Origin of the sequence: Kosakonia radicincitans DSM 16656 (assembly GCF_000280495.2) — a bacterium.
GTDB lineage: Bacteria > Pseudomonadota > Gammaproteobacteria > Enterobacterales > Enterobacteriaceae > Kosakonia > Kosakonia radicincitans.
In genome coordinates this window covers 3493799-3512171 of the sequence record NZ_CP018016.1, presented here as the reverse complement: position 1 = coordinate 3512171, position 18373 = coordinate 3493799, and the positions used below count along the sequence as shown (strand labels likewise).

Genomic DNA, 18373 nt, shown 5'->3' with positions numbered 1-18373 from the left:
CTGTTTTTTTGGCTGTTTTGCGGTTCAGGCAGAAATATCCATCATGTTGCAACTTTGTGCAACCTTGTTAAATGTGACCTGGCTGGCAAGGTTAAAAATGAATTAAATGTTAATTACTGGTAACGGGAAAAGGCGCTGGATATTTCACTGGCAAAGCAGGTTTTATGCGGTGGATAACACTTTTAAAAGGTGCAACCTGGAAAAGTGTGACACAGTACAACCTATCGCAAAAAGCTATCAAGCTCAGGATGAATTTGATGTAAATGCTGTGTTAAATCAATTGTGAATAAGTGAGGCTTCCGGCAGGATACGGGCGCTTCTGATAATCAATACGCGCCATCACTACGTTCCGGTGATGGATAAAGCAGCAGAATGATTTTGCTGACGAAGAACCCTGGAGACTCCTTAATGGCAATGAGCACACCGATGCTGGTGACCTTTCTTGTTTATATCTTTGGCATGATATTGATCGGGTTTTTCGCCTGGCGTTCGACGAAGAATTTTGACGATTATATTCTCGGCGGTCGCAGACTGGGGCCGCTGGTCACCGCGCTTTCCGCCGGGGCGTCCGATATGAGCGGCTGGCTGCTGATGGGGCTGCCAGGCGCGATTTTTATCTCCGGGATTTCGGAAAGCTGGATCGCCATTGGCCTGACGCTGGGGGCGTGGGTCAACTGGAAACTGGTGGCCGGGCGTCTGCGCGTGCACACCGAAGTGAACAATAATGCGCTGACGTTACCGGATTATTTCACCGGTCGCTTTGAAGATAAAAGCCGTCTGCTGCGCATTATCTCCGCCGTGGTGATCCTTGTCTTCTTCACCATTTATTGTGCTTCCGGCATTGTGGCGGGCGCACGTCTGTTCGAAAGCACCTTCGGCATGAGCTACGAAAGCGCGCTCTGGGCCGGCGCGGCAGCCACCATTATTTACACCTTTATTGGCGGCTTCCTGGCGATTAGCTGGACCGATACGGTGCAGGCCAGCCTGATGATTTTCGCGCTGATCCTGACGCCGGTAATTGTCATTATTACGGTGGGCGGTTTCAGTGATTCGCTGGAGGTGATCAAGCAGAAAAGCATCGAAAACGTCGACATGCTGAAGGGGCTGAATTTTGTCGCCATCCTGTCTTTGATGGGCTGGGGGCTGGGGTATTTTGGTCAGCCGCATATTCTGGCGCGCTTTATGGCCGCCGATTCCCACCATACGATTGTGCATGCGCGCCGTATCAGCATGATCTGGATGATCCTCTGCCTGGCAGGCGCGGTCGCCGTGGGTTTCTTTGGCATCGCCTGGTTCAATAACAACCCGTCGCTGGCGGGCGCGGTCAATCAGAACGCCGAACGTGTGTTTATCGAGCTGGCGCAACTGTTGTTCAACCCGTGGATTGCGGGCGTGCTGCTTTCTGCCATCCTCGCCGCGGTGATGTCGACGCTGAGCTGCCAGTTGCTGGTTTGCTCCAGTGCGATTACTGAAGATTTCTACAAAGCGTTTTTGCGTAAAAGTGCCAGCCAGACTGAGCTGGTGTGGGTGGGCCGCGCAATGGTGCTGCTGGTGGCGGTAATCGCTATCGCGCTGGCGGCAAACCCGGAAAACCGCGTGCTGGGGCTGGTAAGTTACGCGTGGGCCGGTTTCGGCGCGGCGTTTGGCCCGGTGGTGCTGTTCTCGGTGATGTGGTCGCGGATGACCCGCAACGGCGCGCTGGCGGGGATGATTATTGGCGCAGTAACGGTCATTATCTGGAAACACTACGGCTGGCTGGATCTGTATGAAATCATTCCGGGCTTTGTGTTCGGCAGCCTGGGTATTGTGGTGTTCAGCCTGTTGGGCAAAGCGCCTTCTGCGGCGATGCAGCAGCGTTTTGCCGAGGCCGATGCGCATTATCATTCCGCGCCGCCGTCCCGTTTACAGGCAGAATAACGCGCCATTGACGAAAAACCCGCTGCGGCGGGTTTTTTTATTGCTAAATAATTGTAATTACGCTGTTATCTCAGAACAAATAACAATGAGGATAGCAATATGAAGTTAAAAACAGGGTTCACCGCGCTTGTGGTTGCTGGTTTGCTGACGGGCTGTGCGGCGCCAACATCGAAACAGAGTGTGAGCACGCAAGCCTGCAAGGTTGAAAACCAAATGCAACAAACCACGCTCTATTACGGTTTAACCCGCCAGGGCGGTAAATTGATTACTGCTCAGGAGTGGCAACAGTATGTGGATAACGAGGTCACACCGCGTTTTCGTGATGGCCTGACGGCTTTTGATGCCCAGGGGCAGTGGCTGGGCAGCAACGGGAAGGTGTCTAAGGAACCGAGCAAAGCGCTGATGCTTATCCACAGCGTGGACGCACAAACTGACGCAAAAATTGATACGTTGCGCGAGATTTATAAATCGCGTTTCGCGCAGGAATCGGTGATGCGCGTGGATCAGCCGGTTTGCGTTCAGTTCTGATTTGAAGCCCCTCTCCCGCAGGAGAGGGGTAAATCACTTACAGCACAACACCCGCAAAAGCGGCGGAGAGCAGACTCACCAGCGTTGCCCCGTAGACCAGGCGCAGGCCAAAGCGGGAGACGGAATTGCCTTGCTGCTCATTCAGCCCCTTAATGGCGCCTGCGACGATGCCAATTGAGGCAAAGTTGGCAAATGACACCAGAAACACTGACAAAATTCCCAATCCGCGCGGCGTCATCTGTGCGGCGATTTTTTGCAGTTCGATCATCGCCACAAACTCATTAGCGACCAGCTTGGTGGCCATGATGCCGCCAGCCTGCAGCGCATCGCTGAGCGGAATGCCAATCAGCCAGGCCAGCGGATAGAAAACATAGCCGAGAATTTGCTGGAAACTGATACCGAATAGCGCAGAGAAGAGGGCGTTGACGGCGCTAATCAGGGCGATAAAACCGATCAGCATTGCCAGAATAATCATTGCTACTTTGAAACCAGCCAGAATATATTCGCCGAGCATCTCAAAGAAACTTTGCGATTCGTGGAGTTTTTCCAGCTTAATTTCCGGTTCCGCTTCCGGGCGCGTGGGATTAATGATCGACAGGACAATAAAGGTGCTGAACATATTCAGGATCAGCGCGGCGACCACATATTTCGCATCCAGCATGGTCATATAGGCGCCGACGATCGACAGCGAAACCGTCGACATTGCCGTGGCGGCCATGGTAAACAGGCGACGTGAAGAGAGGTCGGCAAGTATCCCTTTGTAGGCAATGAAATTTTCGGACTGACCCAGAATCAGCGAACTGACGGCGTTAAAGGATTCCAGCTTGCCCATACCATTGAGTTTCGACAGCAGGGTGCCGATCAGACGAATGAAAACAGGCAGGATCCGCCAGTGTTGCAAAATGCCGATCAACGCTGAAATAAAAACGATGGGACACAGCACGCCAAGGAAAATAAATGCCAGCCCTTTTTCGCTCATGCCGCCGAAAACAAAACCCGTGCCTTCACCGGCAAATTTCAGCAGCACTTCGAAGAAACCGGAAACATATTTAATCAGCGTTAATCCGCTTTGCGCGTGCAGGAAGAACCAGGCCAGCGCCATTTCGATGACGATCAATTGCAGAATAAAGCGAAAACGTATTTGCCGCCGGTCGAAACTTACCAGCCAGGCGAGTGCGAGGATCACCGCCAGCGCCAGCAGAAAGTGTAGGAAGTTAATCATATCTCTAATTTTGCAGGTGAATGGGGGAGTATTTAGCCATAGCCGCGAGATGCGGTAAACATAAAGTTAATGCTTTGTAAGCTAAGTTATCGCTTTATTTCAACTACTTCTGCATAAGGGCCGCTTCGCCTGGGGTAGCCTGCCAGCCGTTTACATTCAGTTATTATTCTTGTCATATTTCGCTTGAGTTTCTCGTTAGCGTAATGATAATCACTATCAATGCAATTTGCTTTTCTTTGCAACCGTTGACTGCACATGACACCAGGGGCGTTCTCCATGTTTGTTCCATTTCTTATTATGTTGCGTGAAGGCCTCGAAGCGGCGCTGATCGTCAGTCTGATTGCCAGCTACCTGAAACGCACCCAGCGCGGACGCTGGATCGGGGTGATGTGGATTGGCGTTTTCCTCGCCGCCGCGCTCTGTCTGGGGCTGGGGATTGCCATCAACGAAACTACCGGCGAGTTTCCGCAAAAAGAGCAGGAGCTGTTTGAGGGGATTGTTGCGGTGATTGCCGTGGTGATCCTCACCTGGATGGTGTTCTGGATGCGCAGAGTGTCGCGCAACGTCAAAGTGCAGCTTGAGCAGGCGGTGGATAACGCGCTGGCGCGCAGTAATCATCACGGCTGGGCGCTGATTTTGATGGTTTTTTTCGCCGTCGCGCGTGAAGGGCTGGAATCGGTATTCTTTCTGCTGGCGGCATTCCAGCAGGATCTCGGTATCTGGCCGCCGCTTGGCGCAATACTTGGGCTGGCAACGGCCGTGGTGCTGGGCTTTCTGCTCTACTGGGGCGGGATCCGCCTTAATCTCGGCGCATTTTTCAAATGGACCAGCCTGTTTATCCTGCTGGTGGCCGCCGGTCTGGCCGCGGGCGCTATCCGCGCTTTCCATGAAGCCGGTTTGTGGAATCAATTCCAGGATGTGGCTTTCGATTTAAGCAACGTGCTTACCACGCATTCGCTGACGGGTACCTTGCTGGAAGGCATTTTTGGTTATCAGGAAGCACCGAGCGTGAGCGAAGTCTTTGTCTACTTTGCCTACCTGATTCCGGTGCTGGTGCTATTTGTTTTGCCTCCACGCTCAAGAGCGCAGCCTTCGCAGGCGGCTTCCTGAGGATATGCACAGCTTCGTAGTTACAACATACTTATTTAAGGGAAGGGTCATGGCTATTCATTTTCGTCGTAGTGCTTTGCAGGTAGGGATCGCGGCGCTGATGTCTTGCGCTTTCGGGGTACAGGCTGCGGATGTTCCGCAGGTGAAGGTCACGGTAACGGACAAGCAGTGTGAGCCGATGAACCTGACCGTTAACGCGGGCAAAACGCAGTTCATTATCATCAACCACAGCCAGAAAGCGCTGGAATGGGAGATTCTCAAAGGCGTGATGGTGGTGGAAGAGCGTGAAAACATCGCGCCGGGATTCAGCCAGAAGCTGACCGCCAATCTGCAACCTGGCGAATATGATATGACCTGCGGCCTGCTCACCAACCCGAAAGGGAAACTGGTGGTCAAAGGCTCGGCAACTGCGGATGCGGCAAAAGACGATGCATTGTTGAGCCTGAGCGGGGCCATTACTGATTATAAAGCCTATGTCGTGGCGGAAACCGCGCAACTGGTCTCCGGCACGAAAGCCTTTACCGATGCAGTAAAAGCCGGGGATATTGAAAAAGCGAAAGCGCTGTATGCGCCAACTCGCCAGCACTATGAACGTATCGAACCGATTGCTGAACTCTTCTCCGATCTGGATGGCAGGATTGATGCCCGTGAAGATGATTACGAGCACAAAGCGGAAGATCCGAAGTTCACCGGTTTCCACCGCCTGGAAAAAGCCCTGTTTGGCGATAACAGCACCAAAGAGATGGGCAAATATGCCGATCAGCTCAACAGCGATGTGCTGGATCTGCAAACGCGCATTAACGAACTGGCTTTCCCGCCCTCAAAAGTGGTGGGCGGTGCAGCCGATTTGATTGAAGAAGTTGCAGCCAGCAAAATCAGCGGCGAAGAAGATCGTTACAGCCACACCGATCTGTGGGACTTCCAGGCCAACGTTGATGGCGCGCAGAAAATTGTCAATCTGCTGCGTCCGCAACTGCAAAAAGAGAATGCGGAGTTGCTGGCGAAAGTCGATGCCAACTTCAAGAAAGTGGATACCATTCTGGCGAAATACCGCACAAAAGATGGCTATGAGACGTACGACAAGCTGACCGACGCCGACCGTAATGCGCTGAAAGGGCCGATCACCACGCTGGCTGAAGATCTGGCGCAACTGCGCGGCGTGCTTGGGCTGGATTAACAATATGAAGCAACATGATGATCATGGCGTCAGCGAACCTTCGCGCCGCCGTTTACTGAAAGGGATGGGCGCGCTGGGAGGCGCGCTCGCAATTGCTGGCGGATGTCCGGTTGCCCATGCAGCAAAACCGCAGAGTGCGCTGGGGACGCTGTCGCCGGATTCGCGGATGGAAAAGCAGCCTTTTCTCGGGGCGCATCAGGCCGGGATTTTGACGCCACAGCAAGCGTCAATGATGCTGGTGGCTTTTGATGTGCTGGCTGCGGATAAGGCCGATCTTGAACGTTTGTTTCGTTTACTGACACAGCGCATCACTTTTCTCACTTCAGGCGGTCCGGCACCGGATACGCCAAACCCACGGCTGCCGCCAATGGATTCCGGTATTCTCGGGTCGTATATCTCGCCGGATAACCTGACGGTCACTGTTTCAGTGGGTCAGTCTCTGTTCGATACGCGCTTTGGCTTGCAGGCGCAGATGCCGAAAAAGCTGCAAAAGATGGAACGCTTCCCCAATGATTCGCTGGATGCGGCATTGTGCCACGGTGATTTACTCATCCAGATTTGCGCCAATACGCAGGATACGGTGATTCACACGCTGCGCGATCTCATTAAGCACACGCCGGATTTACTCAGCGTGCGCTGGAAGCGGGAGGGGTTTATCTCCGATCATGCGGCGCGTAGTAAAGGCAAAGAGACGCCGGTGAATCTGCTGGGATTTAAAGATGGCACCGCCAACCCGGACAGCAGCAATAACGCGTTGATGAATGAAGTGGTCTGGGTCACCGGCGATCAAGGTGAACCGGCCTGGGCTGTAGGCGGCAGTTATCAGGCGGTGCGGATTATCCAGTTCCATGTTGAGTTCTGGGATCGCACGCCGCTGAAAGAGCAGCAAACGATTTTTGGGCGTGATAAACACTCCGGCGCACCGCTGGGCATGCAGCAAGAACACGACATTCCGGATTACACAAAAGATCCGGACGGCGATGTGATTGCGCTCGACAGCCACATTCGTCTGGCGAACCCGCGTACCAAAGAGACACAATCAAGCCTGATGATGCGCCGGGGCTATAGCTATTCGCTCGGGGTGACGAACTCAGGTCAACTTGATATGGGCTTGCTGTTTGTCTGTTATCAGCACGATCTGGAAAAAGGTTTCCTGACGGTGCAAAAACGGCTTAACGGCGAGGCGCTGGAGGAATATATCCGTCCGATTGGCGGCGGCTACTTCTTTGTTTTGCCTGGGGTGAAAGACGCAAATCACTATCTTGCCCAATCTCTGCTCGAAGCGTAAAGATCCTATCCTGCCCGCCTGCGGGCAGGATATTCTGTCATTCGTTGCATTTCGACATACTTTTTCTGCCATCCAGCTATCATTTTTTCGTATTAGAAAGTATCTGTTATCTTTCTGTAATATTCATATCAGAGACTCTTTGCAACAACGCAGGGCGCTTGCACGTTATGAGTAGGTAAAAATAATGTTGCAATGATGCTAAGTTTTGATGTAATTAGTTTAAAGCGTTTTTCCCTGCGGTGATGAAGTTCTTCAGGAGATCGCGGATGGTAAAGTCCTGTAGCGGACACTCAAAAAGACCACGTAAGACCCGGCACGGAGAAACCCCCTCCGGCAACGACTTCTTCGCCCCTGAATTTTCCTCCTCTTTGTTCATACCTGATTTCAACGATGTGACCGGCGATGATGCCTGTCGCTCAGCCACATCATATTCAAAGGCAAGACAAGGCTTACAAGGAAGCCAACCCTCAGACGTTTGTGCGCATAGTCGTGTCGAAACAGATACGCGTGATGTAAACCAACAACTCAAGGTGCTATCCATGGGAAGACAAAAAGCAGTGATCAAAGCTCGTCGTGAAGCGAAACGCGTGCTGAGACGTGATTCACGCAGCCATAAACAACGTGAAGAAGAGTCGGTCACCTCGCTTGTGCAGATGAGTGGCGTAGAAGCAATTGGCATGGCGCGGGACAGCCGTGATACCTCTCCGATTGCCGCTCGCAATGAAGCTCAGGAGCACTACCTGAATGCTATCGAGAGTAAACAACTGATCTTCGCAACTGGTGAAGCGGGATGCGGAAAAACGTGGATTAGCGCGGCGAAAGCGGCGGAAGCGCTGATCCATAAGGACGTGGAAAGGATTATTGTTACCCGGCCGGTCCTGCAAGCTGACGAAGATCTCGGCTTCTTACCCGGCGATATTTCGGAGAAGTTCGCGCCCTATTTCCGGCCCGTCTATGACGTGCTGGTTAAACGCCTTGGCGCGTCCTTTATGCAATACTGCCTGCGCCCAGAGATTGGTAAGGTGGAAATCGCGCCGTTCGCCTATATGCGCGGACGTACCTTTGAAAATGCGGTCGTTATTCTTGATGAGGCTCAGAATGTCACCGCTGCGCAAATGAAGATGTTTTTGACACGCCTCGGGGAAAACGTGACGGTGATTGTCAACGGCGATATCACCCAGTGCGACCTGCCTTCCGGTGTTAAATCGGGGCTGAGCGATGCGCTGGCGCGTTTTGAGGAAGATGAGATGATTGGCGTGGTGCGCTTTAACAAAGATGACTGCGTACGCTCCGCTCTCTGCCAGCGCACACTGCTGGCTTATGATTGATGCTATCTCAATGGAAGAGCCCGGCTTGCCGGGCTTTTTTATGCCTTTTTGCCATGCAGCATAAATTCAAGCATCAATGTAATCTGCGCGGCGAGCATGGCCCGTCCAGAGTGTGTGCATAAATTGCGCTGCTGTGCCGCTGCGAGCAACGCCGTTGTCTCCGGGAAAATAATGATATCGCAGACCACAGACTGCGGGTTGAGCGCCATAAGCGAGAAGGGGAGTTCTTGCGTCCCGTCCATGCCAACGGAGGTGGCATTAATGGCAATATCAACCTCTGCGGGTTTATCGTTGCCCAACCGAAACTGCACCTGCGGATAGAAAACCGACAATTCACGGATAAGTGCTTCAGCCCGGCTGACGGTGCGGTTATAGATAATCAATTCTGCAACCTGATGAGCAGCCAGCGCATGTGCGATCGCCGTACCTGCGCCACCGGTTCCTGCCAGATAGATTTTCTTTTGCCCAACGGCAATATCCCGCTCCAGCAGACTGGCGACAAAACCTTCGCCATCCAGCATTGTGCCATGGATTTTCCCGTGCTGGTCACGGCGGATGACATTGCAGGCACCGCAATGTGCTGCCGTGGTACTCGTTGAGTCAAGGAAGCGCATAACCTCTTTTTTATGCGGCATGGTGATGATGGCGCCAGCGAAATTCTGCACAGCTTTCAGTCCCTCAATCGCTTGCTGCACATTGCCAGGCGCAACATGCAAAGGAACCATCAGTGTATCCGGGATGTGTCGCTCTTCCATGGCGGCATTGATCATCAAAGGGGCGCGTACTTGCGCAATGGGATCGCCAATGATGGCCAGCAGGGTTAATTTCCCACTTACGCTATTGCGTTCTTTCATTACGGCACTCTTTTTCGCTCATGGAACGCCATAGTAATGCACCGGTGATAGCTGTGGGAGAAACAAAGTGAGCAAGGTCAGAGGGTTTTCTTCTGAGCTGAAATGAGGATGTTTTTTGCGATTGTTGAGTGCAGTTTGTGGATAGCATGTGCGACATGCGAAAAAAAAGCCCGCATTTGCATGCGGGCTCTTCTTTGAATGATGGCGGTGAGGGGGGGATTCGAACCCCCGATACGTTGCCGTATACACACTTTCCAGGCGTGCTCCTTCAGCCACTCGGACACCTCACCACATTGTATTGCTGCCGCCACTTAGGGGGCAACGGGGCGCTACTATAGGGAGTTGCACTGAAACGGTCAAGCATATTTTCCGCATTGATGACTGTTCGCTTAAGGTGTGAGCAATGGCGGATTTTGGACCAAAAATTTGACCAGAAATGTAGTCCGGGTAAAGCGTCGCTGTCGCCTGGCGTTCCGGCGCGAAGCCAGGGCAGGAGATGGCTAAAACCACGGTTATATAAGGTGTCGACGCCATCTCTGATGTTTAATCGGCATTGGAAGGGAGAGTGGGGGGATTGACTCGCTTCGCTCGCCGTTACTCGGCCCTTCGGGGCCAACGCAGGCGTTGTTCAAAAACGCTCCCGGCGTTTTTGTGCGGGCAGCCCACTCATGTTATTCGTGGTCTGTCCAACGGGCAGTTGCCCGTTGTCGAACCCCGGTCGGGGATTCTCATCCCCCCAGGAAGGGAGAATATAAAAGAAAAAAGCCCGTACTTTCGTACAGGCTCTCGTCTGAAATGATGGCGGTGAGGGGGGGATTGACTCGCTTCGCTCGCCCTGCGGGCAGCCCACTCATGTTATTCGTGGTCTGTCCAGCGGGCAGTTGCCCGTTGTCGAACCCCGGTCGGGGATTCTCATCCCCCCTGGAAGGGAGAATATAAAAGAAAAAAGCCCGTACTTTCGTACAGGCTCTCGTCTGAAATGATGGCGGTGAGGGGGACCGCTAAATATGAATGCAAAGATGTTCAATCTAATCCTGTAACCTAATAAAATTAAGCGTTTTTTCTTGATGCCTGTCCGATTGAAACCAATATAACCCTGACGAAACACACCACAGATGGCATACTGAATGGCATACCAGAAATGTGCAAGAATTTTTCATGGCATACTGGATGGCATACTGAAAACAGCAGGATTTTCCCTTTTATGGCACTACTTACTGACACTAAAGCCAGGCACATTAAACCTGATGACAGGCCGTTGCCTCATGGCGGAATTACGGGACTTACGCTTCATCCTTCATCAGCAAAGGGGAGGGGAAAGTGGGTTTTACGCTATGTAAGTCCTGTTACTCAAAAAAGGCGAAATGCCGGACTGGGGACTTATCCCGAAATCGGTATCGCGGAAGCAGCACGTATGGCGCAGGCCATGCGCGAACAACTGGCGACTGGTGATGATCCGCTTGAGTTGAAAAAAGCCGAAGCTGAGAAGGTTATTATTCCGACATTTGAAGCAGCAGCGCGTCAGGTTCACGCTGAACTCTCGCCGGGATGGAAAAACCAGAAGCACATAAAGCAGTGGCTATCAACACTGGAGCAGTATGCGTTTCCGTCATTAGGAACTAAACCACTCGACCGCATCACGCCTGCTGATGTGGCAGAAACATTGCGCCCTGTGTGGCTCACGCTGGCAGAAACAGCCAGTCGCGTAAAACAGCGAATCCATGCGGTAATGCAATGGGGATGGGCTCACGGGCACTGTGTTGCCAATCCTGTTGATGTTGTTGACCATTTACTGCCGGTACAGGCGGGTATTAATGTACGAACTGAGCACCAACCGGCGATGCCCTGGCGAAATGTACCGCTTTACGTGGCGACGAAAGTCTACAGTGACGAGCGCTATAACGTGACCCGTGCGTTGTTGCTGATTGTGATCCTTACCGGGGCGAGGTCAGGAGAAGCCCGTGGTATGCGCTGGCAGGAAGTTGATTTGGACAAGCGAATATGGATTGTTCCACCGGAAAGAATGAAGGCGGGGATTCAGCATCGTGTTCCATTATCTTTGCAGGCTGTCGCTGTGCTTGAAAAAATGCAGGGTTTGCACGATGAGCTGGTTTTCCCGTCACCACGAAAACAAATTGTATTGTCTGATATGGTGATGACCACTTTCCTGCGTAAAACGGGGGCTGTCAGCGATACGCCAGGACGCCTCGCAACCGCTCATGGATTTCGTTCCAGTTTCAGAGACTGGTGCAGTGAGCAGGGGATATCACGGGATGTGGCCGAACGGGCACTGGCACATACGCTGAAAAACAAAGTAGAGGCTGCGTACCATCGTACTGATTTACTGGAACAGCGTATTCCGGTGATGCAGGCTTGGGCTGATTACGTGTTTTCGGCAGTGAAGTAAACTTGTTCTGCGCCTTTCGGGGCGCTTTTCTTTTTTGGGCTTAACTGTTGATTGGGACAGAACTACGGGTACTACCTGTTCACCATAACCACCATGCAAATCCAGCCAGTGTTATATGAACAGGTAGGTTTATTAATAAGTCCAGGTTACTCTCCCGCTTCAAACTTCAGTGCCATTTCGTAATAGCTGTTATCATTAAGGTACCAGGGGAACATACATGACTGATTCATTAGAAGATCTCGATAATATCGAATTTTAGAGTAACTATCTTTTTTTATCACTTTATGCCGCAAATACAAACTTCTTGCTGACACTATAAAATTATAATCCTCAAGTTTTGATTTGACTTTATCTGAAATTGTATTTTTATTATTCATCTCGTAATAAATCGCTACCCCAGGCTCTTCCCAACGGCTGACCTCAATATCAAATGCTCCCAGCGTCCCCAGCCAGCTTCCCTGCGTACCACCAAACATTCGTTTATGAAAATAAAATCGGCTCATGTTTTTAAGGAGCCGTTCGGCATTTGTTGCCGAAGCACGGTCTTTACACTTAAAATATGCAAAAGAATGTGGTTGTGCCTCCAGCAACCAGATATCAACAATCCTTTTGTAGTAATCGGCAATATTCTTTCGTGCTGGACGAGGCATCCGGGAGTCAAGAGCAGGGAGAGCAATTGTACCATTCTCCTTGAGAGAAATTATTACTGCCAGTGATCTTTGTAGCATCTTAAACTCAAACAGCAGGCCTGCACGGATGAACAGTAGCGATAATTCCGAACCAGACTCCTTCACGATCTTGTCATTTTTAGATGAGTATTTTTCACATGGAATAACACCAAGACTCACCAGTTCCCGATAAAAACTGAATCGCCACGGGTTTAACAGACACCTCAGAGTCATTTAAGATGGCTTAAAGAGAGGTGCCCATGAGCGGTAAGCGTTATCCCGAAGAGTTTAAAACTGAAGCAGTCAAACAGGTTGTTGATCGCGGTTATTCTGTTGCCAGCGTTGCAACACGTCTCGATATCACCACCCACAGCCTTTATGCCTGGATAAAGAAGTACGGTCCGGATTCTTCCACTAATAAAGAACAGTCAGATGCTCAGGCCGAGATCCGCCGTCTCCAGAAAGAGCTGAAACGGGTTACCGACGAACGGGACATATTAAAAAAAGCCGCGGCGTACTTCGCAAAGCTGTCCGACTGAGGTACGCCTTTATCCGTGACAACTCCTGTTGCTGGCCTGTTCGCCTGCTCTGTCGGGTGCTGGATGTTCATCCCAGTGGTTTTTACGCCTGGCTTCAGCAGCCGCATTCACAACGCCATCAGGCAGACCTGAGACTGACAGGACAGATTAAACAGTTCTGGCTGGAGTCGGGATGCGTCTATGGTTATCGCAAAATCCATCTGGATCTGCGTGACAGCGGGCAACAGTGCGGAGTAAACAGAGTCTGGAGACTGATGAAACGTGTCGGAATAAAGGCTCAGGTCGGATACCGAAGCCCGCGGGCACGTAAAGGCGAGGCCAGTATCGTGTCACCCAACAGGCTCCAGCGACAGTTCAATCCGGATGCTCCTGATGAGCGTTGGGTAACGGACATAACCTACATCAGGACCCACGAAGGCTGGCTGTATCTTGCCGTTGTTGTTGATCTGTTCTCACGCAAAATTATCGGCTGGTCCATGCAATCCCGGATGACAAAGGACATTGTCCTGAACGCACTGCTGATGGCTGTATGGCGGCGTAATCCCGAAAAACAGGTGCTGGTTCATTCGGATCAGGGCAGTCAGTACACAAGCCATGAGTGGCAGTCGTTCCTGAAATCACACGGCCTGGAGGGTAGCATGAGCCGTCGCGGTAACTGCCATGATAATGCGGTTGCAGAAAGTTTTTTCCAGTTGTTGAAACGTGAACGGATAAAGAAAAAGATCTACGGAACGCGGGAAGAAGCCCGCAGTGATATTTTTGATTACATCGAAATGTTTTATAACAGTAAGCGTCGGCATGGTTCTAGCGAACAGATGTCACCGACAGAATATGAAAACCAGTATTATCAACGGCTCGGAAGTGTCTAGATTATCCGTGGCGATTCAAACCGAGAGGGGCATCGGGATATTCCAGCGCATAGCAACATTCAGTTAGTCGGTATCTGATTAGATGCGGCATGGTTGATAATGCCAGCGCCTTATCATTCATCAACTCTTCCGTTACTCCAACAAGGAATTCACTGCCCACACCATTCTCGCGAGCAAGCTTGCTCAGCATAGCAATACTAAAATTTCGGGCGTATTCAGCAAATTGTTCATGCATAGTCCTGTTATAAGGCGTACCGCCAGCATCAGTTTTTTTATGGTACTCATCCATATTAGAAAAATAGTTGCTGTCAACAGACAGGTGAATTTCAAGAGCTGCCAGCAGATAGTGCCGGGTTATCTCAGCCGGTTTTCCGGTTATCCCTGTTTTCTGAAGTAGACCGTTGATTCTGCCAAATATGCGCGGATACCACTCTGCAGCGGGTTCTCCGTAGATGAAACTCATTACAACCTGACTGAAGTGAAGGCTGTCGATGGCATCAAACGCTGCTTTCTGTAAGGGGGTTGTTGCTGGCATAAGTTAGTGTCAAAAAAAGTAAGTGATAACTGCCAATTTTAGACACTATCAGACCTCATTACAATCCATCGCATACCAGCCAGTTGGCTCAGGTGGAGAATAACGGCGAATCGTTATTCAACAGACAACTTAATTTCGAACAGTTTAATGAGGTAGAAATATGATCGTCCATACCCCGACCGTGAAGATTCTTCGCATGCGTGCAGTTACAGCCAAACTCGGCATCGCCCGTTCGACCATTTACGACTGGCTCAATCCGAAGTCACCACGCTACGATGCTACTTTTCCAAAGCAGCGGCGACTGGGGCAACAGTCTGTAGGATGGCTGGAAGCAGAACTGGATCAATGGCTGCAGGAACGTGAAACGCCAAATATTTGAACACATTTTACCTGACAGGCTGGCATATAGCTCGTGCCCGGGAAAGGAATGCTGAAATATAGTCGGGGATAAGCGTTAATCCAGCCAGTCACGTATAAGTCGAGGTCGTTATTTTATTCTGGGGAGAGCAATAAATCTATTGAGGTACGGTATTTAAAAATTGTTATTTAATCTAAAAATATCCAAGGGATATATTATCTGATTGAGTATTACCTTCTAATTCTTAAAGAGGAAAATAACTAATGCACCTTGCGTATAATAAATATATTAATTTTTTAGCAACTTCAATTATTGATAAAGTTTGTGTTAACAAACCAGATATACCGATTTCTCATATTTGTCTTACTGGAGACGCTACTTTTTCTCGCTGAGCGCTGGCTGACACTGATTCATCTCGCTTTGCTCTCAATTTTAAAGAAATAAACGCTCTTCATGCGGTCCGGTAACGCCGGACGGCTCAATATCCACACACATTTGACTCAATTAAGGTGCAATATGCGCATTTACATCGACGATGGTTCTACACATATCAAAATGCTGTGGGAACAGCACGGCAGGACTTTCAGCCACCTCAGCCCTAACAGCTTCAAACGCGGATGGTCAGCCACGTTTGGTAACGGTAAGCCGTTTAACTACACCGCAGACAAAGAGAAATACTCGTTTGACCTGATTTCCCCCGACTCACTTACCACCAGCAATATTAAGTGGCAGTACAGCCCGCTCAATACCCTGGCAGTCCATCACGCGCTACAGACCAGCGGACTTAAGCCACAGGGCGTGGATATCGTGGTGACGCTACCGCTTGCGGAGTTCTATGATGAAGACGCCCAGTACCGGCTTGATAACATTGAGCGCAAGAAACAGAACCTGCTGCAACCGGTGGTGCTGAATAACGGTCACGTCTTTACCATTACCCGCGTCACCGTGCGCCCGGAGTCCATTCCTGCTGGGATTGCGCTGTGCGATCAACTCTCGTCCTCCAACTCGGTACTGATTATTGACCTTGGCGGAACGACGCTGGATATCTCGCAGGTCGCAGGCCAGATGTCTTCAGTATCGCGTATTTATGGCGATCCGGCGTTGGGTGTATCGCTGGTGACCGACGAGGTACAACAGGCATTACGTAAAGCCGGTATGGCGCTGTCCCGCTTCAACGTGGACCGGTTGATTATCAATCGTTTCGACGATACGTACTTAGCGAACAATATCAACGATCCGCGTGCTGTCGATAGCATAAAGCAGGCAATCCACAGCGGTATTGCACGTTACCGTGTGAGGGTACTGGAAGCGATGGATCGCTTCAAAGGCTATACCCATGTTGCGGTTGTTGGCGGAGGGGCCTGCCTGCTGGCTGATGACATTCGTACTCATGTTAACCTGCGCGAAGATCGTTTCTTTGTAGCACAGGAGCCGCAGTTCGCGCTGGTGCACGGACTGAAAGCCATTGGTTAACGGAGGTGGTCATGACTCGCAGAAAAGTATTGATTTATCTACGGCCTGAAACACATGCCAGCGAGCGCTTTGCTGATACAAGGATAGAGGCGCGTCATCGGGGTGATCGCGGTGAACTATCGCGGACAGCATTGCTGGCAGGTATAGCGCTGGGGGAAATTGACAGTCGGTTGCCGTCGGTGCTGGCGGCTCTGTTAGCTGACAATACGAGCCCGGAAACATTACGTATCATGCTGTCGTCGTTTCTGAACATTCAACCGGGTTCTGCTCCGTCTGTAATGGTGACGGCTACGGTGCCATCCCCTGCGGCAACGGAACAACCCACCAGCAGTGTTTCGGCAAAGAATCTGGCGGGTGCTCTGCCAGAGTGATTTGTTTTTGATGTTATATTATTACATAATTCAGATAAAAAACAAGACGCTCAGCCTTTGTGGCCGGGCGTCCTTTGCTTATTTCATTCTGTTCAATATTCTATAATACCATGAATACATGGATGAATTATGTTTCCCTCCATCACACAAGGTCTCCTCACGCACATCATAGTTATGCATCTCATTACTCAGAAAAAGCTTCGCGAATGGCACTATGGATGTATATACAGGGAATTGTTTTGTGCTAATCTGTCACTAATTTAACCCAGAAGAAAAATGTCATGAAAGAATTGCAGCCTATCGTCAGAAAATTGATGGAAGAATCACAACAGGCAGCCCAGCTACGTCTGGCCGAAGACCTTGCCCTTCTGAAGCAGGTTCTCGAAATTTATGATCAAAAAACTGTCGCAGAATGCTTACGTTCTGTCAGCAATAATGACTGGACAAGGGAATCCATTAATCGATGGATAAATGGTAAAACTGCCCCCAAACAGCTTGTTGAAGTCGAAGTAAAAATGCTTCATAACCTTTTGCCTGAACCACCAGCCCACCATCCTCATTATGAATTCCGCTTCATCGATCTTTTTGCAGGCATTGGCGGTATTCGTAGTGGTTTCGAAGCGATTGGCGGACAGTGTGTATTCACCAGCGAATGGAACGAGCAAGCGGTCAGAACCTACAAAGCAAACTGGTATAGCGACCCGAATGAGCATACATTCAACTCCGACATCCGCGAAATCACCTTAAGTGATAAGCCTGACATCCCGGAGTCTGAAGCCTACGCAAACATAGACAAACATATTCCACAGCATGATGTCCTGCTAGCGGGATTCCCCTGTCAGCCTTTCAGTCTGGCAGGGGTCAGCAAAAAGAATTCACTCGGCAGGGCACATGGGTTTGAGTGCGAAACTCAGGGAACACTCTTCTTTGATGTCGCCAGGATCATCGCGGTGAAAAAACCATCAATTTTCGTACTCGAAAACGTGAAAAACCTGAAGAGCCACGATAAAGGGAAAACATTCAAAGTGATTCAACAAACCCTCGATGAACTTGGATATGATGTCGCCGATGTTGACAGCTCAGGAGCATCAGATCCTAAAATCATCGATGGTAAACACTTTTTGCCCCAACACCGCGAACGTATCATTCTTGTTGGTTTTCGACGTGATCTCAAACTGGCAGAAAATTTCTCACTGCAGGATATTCAGAAATACTATCCCGCAGTTCGTCCTGCATTTAGAGAGCTACTTGATGATGAGGTAGATGAAAAATACATACTAACCGTCAAGCTCTGGGAATATCTCTACAATTACGCGAAAAAACATCAGGCTAAGGGTAATGGTTTTGGATTTGGACTGGTGTCACCCGATGACAGTCATGCTGTGGCAAGAACACTTTCGGCACGCTATCACAAAGACGGCTCAGAGATCCTCATTGACAGGGGATGGGATAAGGATAAGGGCGAAAAAGATTTTGGCGATGCGACAAATCTTGAACACCGCCCCCGTCGTCTGACCCCGCGAGAATGTGCGCGTCTCATGGGTTTTGAAAAACCTGGTGAATGCAAATTCCGTATTCCTGTTTCTGATACGCAGGCTTACCGCCAGTTTGGTAATTCGGTTGTAGTGCCCGTCTTTGAGGCCGTTGCAAAGCTACTGAAGCCGTACATTCAGAAAGCGGTTAGCAGCACTGATGAGCTAATACAAAAGGCAGGCTGATATGATTAAGG

The 18373-nt window shown here is 50.5% G+C and carries 16 protein-coding genes, 1 tRNA gene and 1 other RNA gene; 12 read left to right on the top strand and 6 right to left on the bottom strand.

Features of this window, described 5'->3' with window-relative positions:
* Positions 1-408 precede the first annotated feature (408 nt).
* Both putP and Y71_RS16965 read left to right on the top strand, forming a co-directional pair.
* A complete protein-coding gene (gene putP / locus Y71_RS16970) occupies positions 409-1917 on the top strand; it encodes a sodium/proline symporter PutP (protein ID WP_007374344.1) in 1509 nt (502 codons plus the stop codon).
* A 99-nt stretch (positions 1918-2016) separates the two neighbouring features.
* On the top strand, positions 2017-2445 hold the full coding sequence (locus Y71_RS16965; RefSeq protein ID WP_007374345.1) for a DUF3574 domain-containing protein: 429 nt from the start codon (positions 2017-2019) through the stop codon (positions 2443-2445).
* Positions 2446-2482: 37 nt separating this feature from the next.
* Here the strand turns inward: Y71_RS16965 and Y71_RS16960 are convergent, their stop codons facing one another.
* On the bottom strand, positions 2483-3667 hold the full coding sequence (locus tag Y71_RS16960) for a NupC/NupG family nucleoside CNT transporter (RefSeq protein ID WP_007374346.1): 1185 nt from the start codon (positions 3665-3667) through the stop codon (positions 2483-2485).
* 276 nt (positions 3668-3943) lie between these two features.
* Between Y71_RS16960 and efeU the strand changes: the two genes are divergently transcribed.
* The 4 genes from efeU to phoH all read left to right on the top strand — a co-directional run bounded on the left by efeU (position 3944) and on the right by phoH (position 8570).
* Positions 3944-4777 carry an iron uptake transporter permease EfeU gene (gene efeU, locus Y71_RS16955; RefSeq protein ID WP_007374347.1) on the top strand — a complete coding sequence of 278 codons (834 nt, stop codon included), beginning with the start codon at positions 3944-3946 and terminating at the stop codon, positions 4775-4777.
* Between the two features lie 49 nt (positions 4778-4826).
* Positions 4827-5954 carry an iron uptake system protein EfeO gene (gene efeO / locus Y71_RS16950; RefSeq protein ID WP_071920618.1) on the top strand — a complete coding sequence of 376 codons (1128 nt, stop codon included), beginning with the start codon at positions 4827-4829 and terminating at the stop codon, positions 5952-5954.
* Between the two features lie 4 nt (positions 5955-5958).
* Positions 5959-7242, top strand: coding sequence for an iron uptake transporter deferrochelatase/peroxidase subunit (efeB, locus tag Y71_RS16945; protein ID WP_007374349.1), 1284 nt, complete (start codon positions 5959-5961; stop codon positions 7240-7242).
* A gap of 539 nt (positions 7243-7781) precedes the next feature.
* The gene (phoH, locus tag Y71_RS16940; RefSeq protein WP_007374351.1) at positions 7782-8570 is read left to right on the top strand and encodes a phosphate starvation-inducible protein PhoH; all 789 of its coding nucleotides are present in this window, start codon (positions 7782-7784) and stop codon (positions 8568-8570) included.
* 38 nt (positions 8571-8608) lie between these two features.
* Here the strand turns inward: phoH and Y71_RS16935 are convergent, their stop codons facing one another.
* From Y71_RS16935 to Y71_RS16925, 3 genes are all read right to left on the bottom strand, one after another.
* Positions 8609-9424, bottom strand: coding sequence for a shikimate dehydrogenase family protein (locus Y71_RS16935; RefSeq protein ID WP_007374352.1), 816 nt, complete (start codon positions 9422-9424; stop codon positions 8609-8611).
* Positions 9425-9626: 202 nt separating this feature from the next.
* Positions 9627-9714, bottom strand: a tRNA-Ser gene (locus Y71_RS16930).
* Positions 9715-10223: 509 nt separating this feature from the next.
* Positions 10224-10361: non-coding RNA, RtT sRNA (locus Y71_RS16925), on the bottom strand.
* Positions 10362-10628: 267 nt separating this feature from the next.
* Here Y71_RS16925 and Y71_RS16920 point away from each other — a divergent pair.
* A complete protein-coding gene (locus Y71_RS16920) occupies positions 10629-11831 on the top strand; it encodes a tyrosine-type recombinase/integrase (RefSeq protein WP_035943286.1) in 1203 nt (400 codons plus the stop codon).
* A 146-nt stretch (positions 11832-11977) separates the two neighbouring features.
* On the opposite strand, the gene Y71_RS16915 is transcribed toward Y71_RS16920, so the two are convergent.
* Complete coding sequence (locus tag Y71_RS16915; RefSeq protein WP_145954147.1) at positions 11978-12679, bottom strand: hypothetical protein; 702 nt, start codon at positions 12677-12679, stop codon at positions 11978-11980.
* An 80-nt stretch (positions 12680-12759) separates the two neighbouring features.
* Here Y71_RS16915 and Y71_RS16910 point away from each other — a divergent pair.
* Positions 12760-13907, top strand: a protein-coding gene (locus tag Y71_RS16910) for an IS3 family transposase (protein ID WP_085949497.1) whose coding sequence is annotated in 2 segments (ribosomal slippage) — positions 12760-12997 and positions 12997-13907 — 1149 coding nt in all. Because the reading frame shifts where the segments join, the coding sequence is not laid out codon by codon here.
* A gap of 1 nt (position 13908) precedes the next feature.
* On the opposite strand, the gene Y71_RS16905 is transcribed toward Y71_RS16910, so the two are convergent.
* Positions 13909-14442: a hypothetical protein gene (locus tag Y71_RS16905; RefSeq protein ID WP_007374355.1), complete on the bottom strand. Its 534-nt coding sequence runs from the start codon at positions 14440-14442 to the stop codon at positions 13909-13911.
* Positions 14443-14602: 160 nt separating this feature from the next.
* On the opposite strand from Y71_RS16905, the gene Y71_RS16900 reads away from it, so the two are divergent.
* From Y71_RS16900 to Y71_RS16885, 4 genes are all read left to right on the top strand, one after another.
* Entirely contained in the window at positions 14603-14821 is a 219-nt protein-coding gene (locus Y71_RS16900) for an AlpA family phage regulatory protein (protein WP_007374356.1), read from the top strand.
* 495 nt (positions 14822-15316) lie between these two features.
* Positions 15317-16273 (top strand): plasmid segregation protein ParM domain-containing protein, encoded by a 957-nt coding sequence (parM, locus tag Y71_RS16895; RefSeq protein ID WP_007374358.1) that lies wholly within the window; start codon positions 15317-15319, stop codon positions 16271-16273.
* Between the two features lie 5 nt (positions 16274-16278).
* Complete coding sequence (locus Y71_RS16890; RefSeq protein WP_035943290.1) at positions 16279-16644, top strand: plasmid partitioning/stability family protein; 366 nt, start codon at positions 16279-16281, stop codon at positions 16642-16644.
* A 281-nt stretch (positions 16645-16925) separates the two neighbouring features.
* Positions 16926-18362 (top strand): DNA cytosine methyltransferase, encoded by a 1437-nt coding sequence (locus Y71_RS16885; protein ID WP_007374360.1) that lies wholly within the window; start codon positions 16926-16928, stop codon positions 18360-18362.
* Positions 18363-18373: the final 11 nt, after the last annotated feature.

Coding starts and splice junctions, on each gene's coding strand:
- putP (WP_007374344.1), top strand. CDS start 409: ATGGCAATGAGCACACCGATGCTGGTGACCTTTCTTGTTTATATCTTT.
- Y71_RS16965 (WP_007374345.1), top strand. CDS start 2,017: ATGAAGTTAAAAACAGGGTTCACCGCGCTTGTGGTTGCTGGTTTGCTG.
- Y71_RS16960 (WP_007374346.1), bottom strand. CDS start 3,667: ATGATTAACTTCCTACACTTTCTGCTGGCGCTGGCGGTGATCCTCGCA.
- efeU (WP_007374347.1), top strand. CDS start 3,944: ATGTTTGTTCCATTTCTTATTATGTTGCGTGAAGGCCTCGAAGCGGCG.
- efeO (WP_071920618.1), top strand. CDS start 4,827: ATGGCTATTCATTTTCGTCGTAGTGCTTTGCAGGTAGGGATCGCGGCG.
- efeB (WP_007374349.1), top strand. CDS start 5,959: ATGAAGCAACATGATGATCATGGCGTCAGCGAACCTTCGCGCCGCCGT.
- phoH (WP_007374351.1), top strand. CDS start 7,782: ATGGGAAGACAAAAAGCAGTGATCAAAGCTCGTCGTGAAGCGAAACGC.
- Y71_RS16935 (WP_007374352.1), bottom strand. CDS start 9,424: ATGAAAGAACGCAATAGCGTAAGTGGGAAATTAACCCTGCTGGCCATC.
- Y71_RS16920 (WP_035943286.1), top strand. CDS start 10,629: ATGGCACTACTTACTGACACTAAAGCCAGGCACATTAAACCTGATGAC.
- Y71_RS16905 (WP_007374355.1), bottom strand. CDS start 14,442: ATGCCAGCAACAACCCCCTTACAGAAAGCAGCGTTTGATGCCATCGAC.
- Y71_RS16900 (WP_007374356.1), top strand. CDS start 14,603: ATGATCGTCCATACCCCGACCGTGAAGATTCTTCGCATGCGTGCAGTT.
- parM (WP_007374358.1), top strand. CDS start 15,317: ATGCGCATTTACATCGACGATGGTTCTACACATATCAAAATGCTGTGG.
- Y71_RS16885 (WP_007374360.1), top strand. CDS start 16,926: ATGAAAGAATTGCAGCCTATCGTCAGAAAATTGATGGAAGAATCACAA.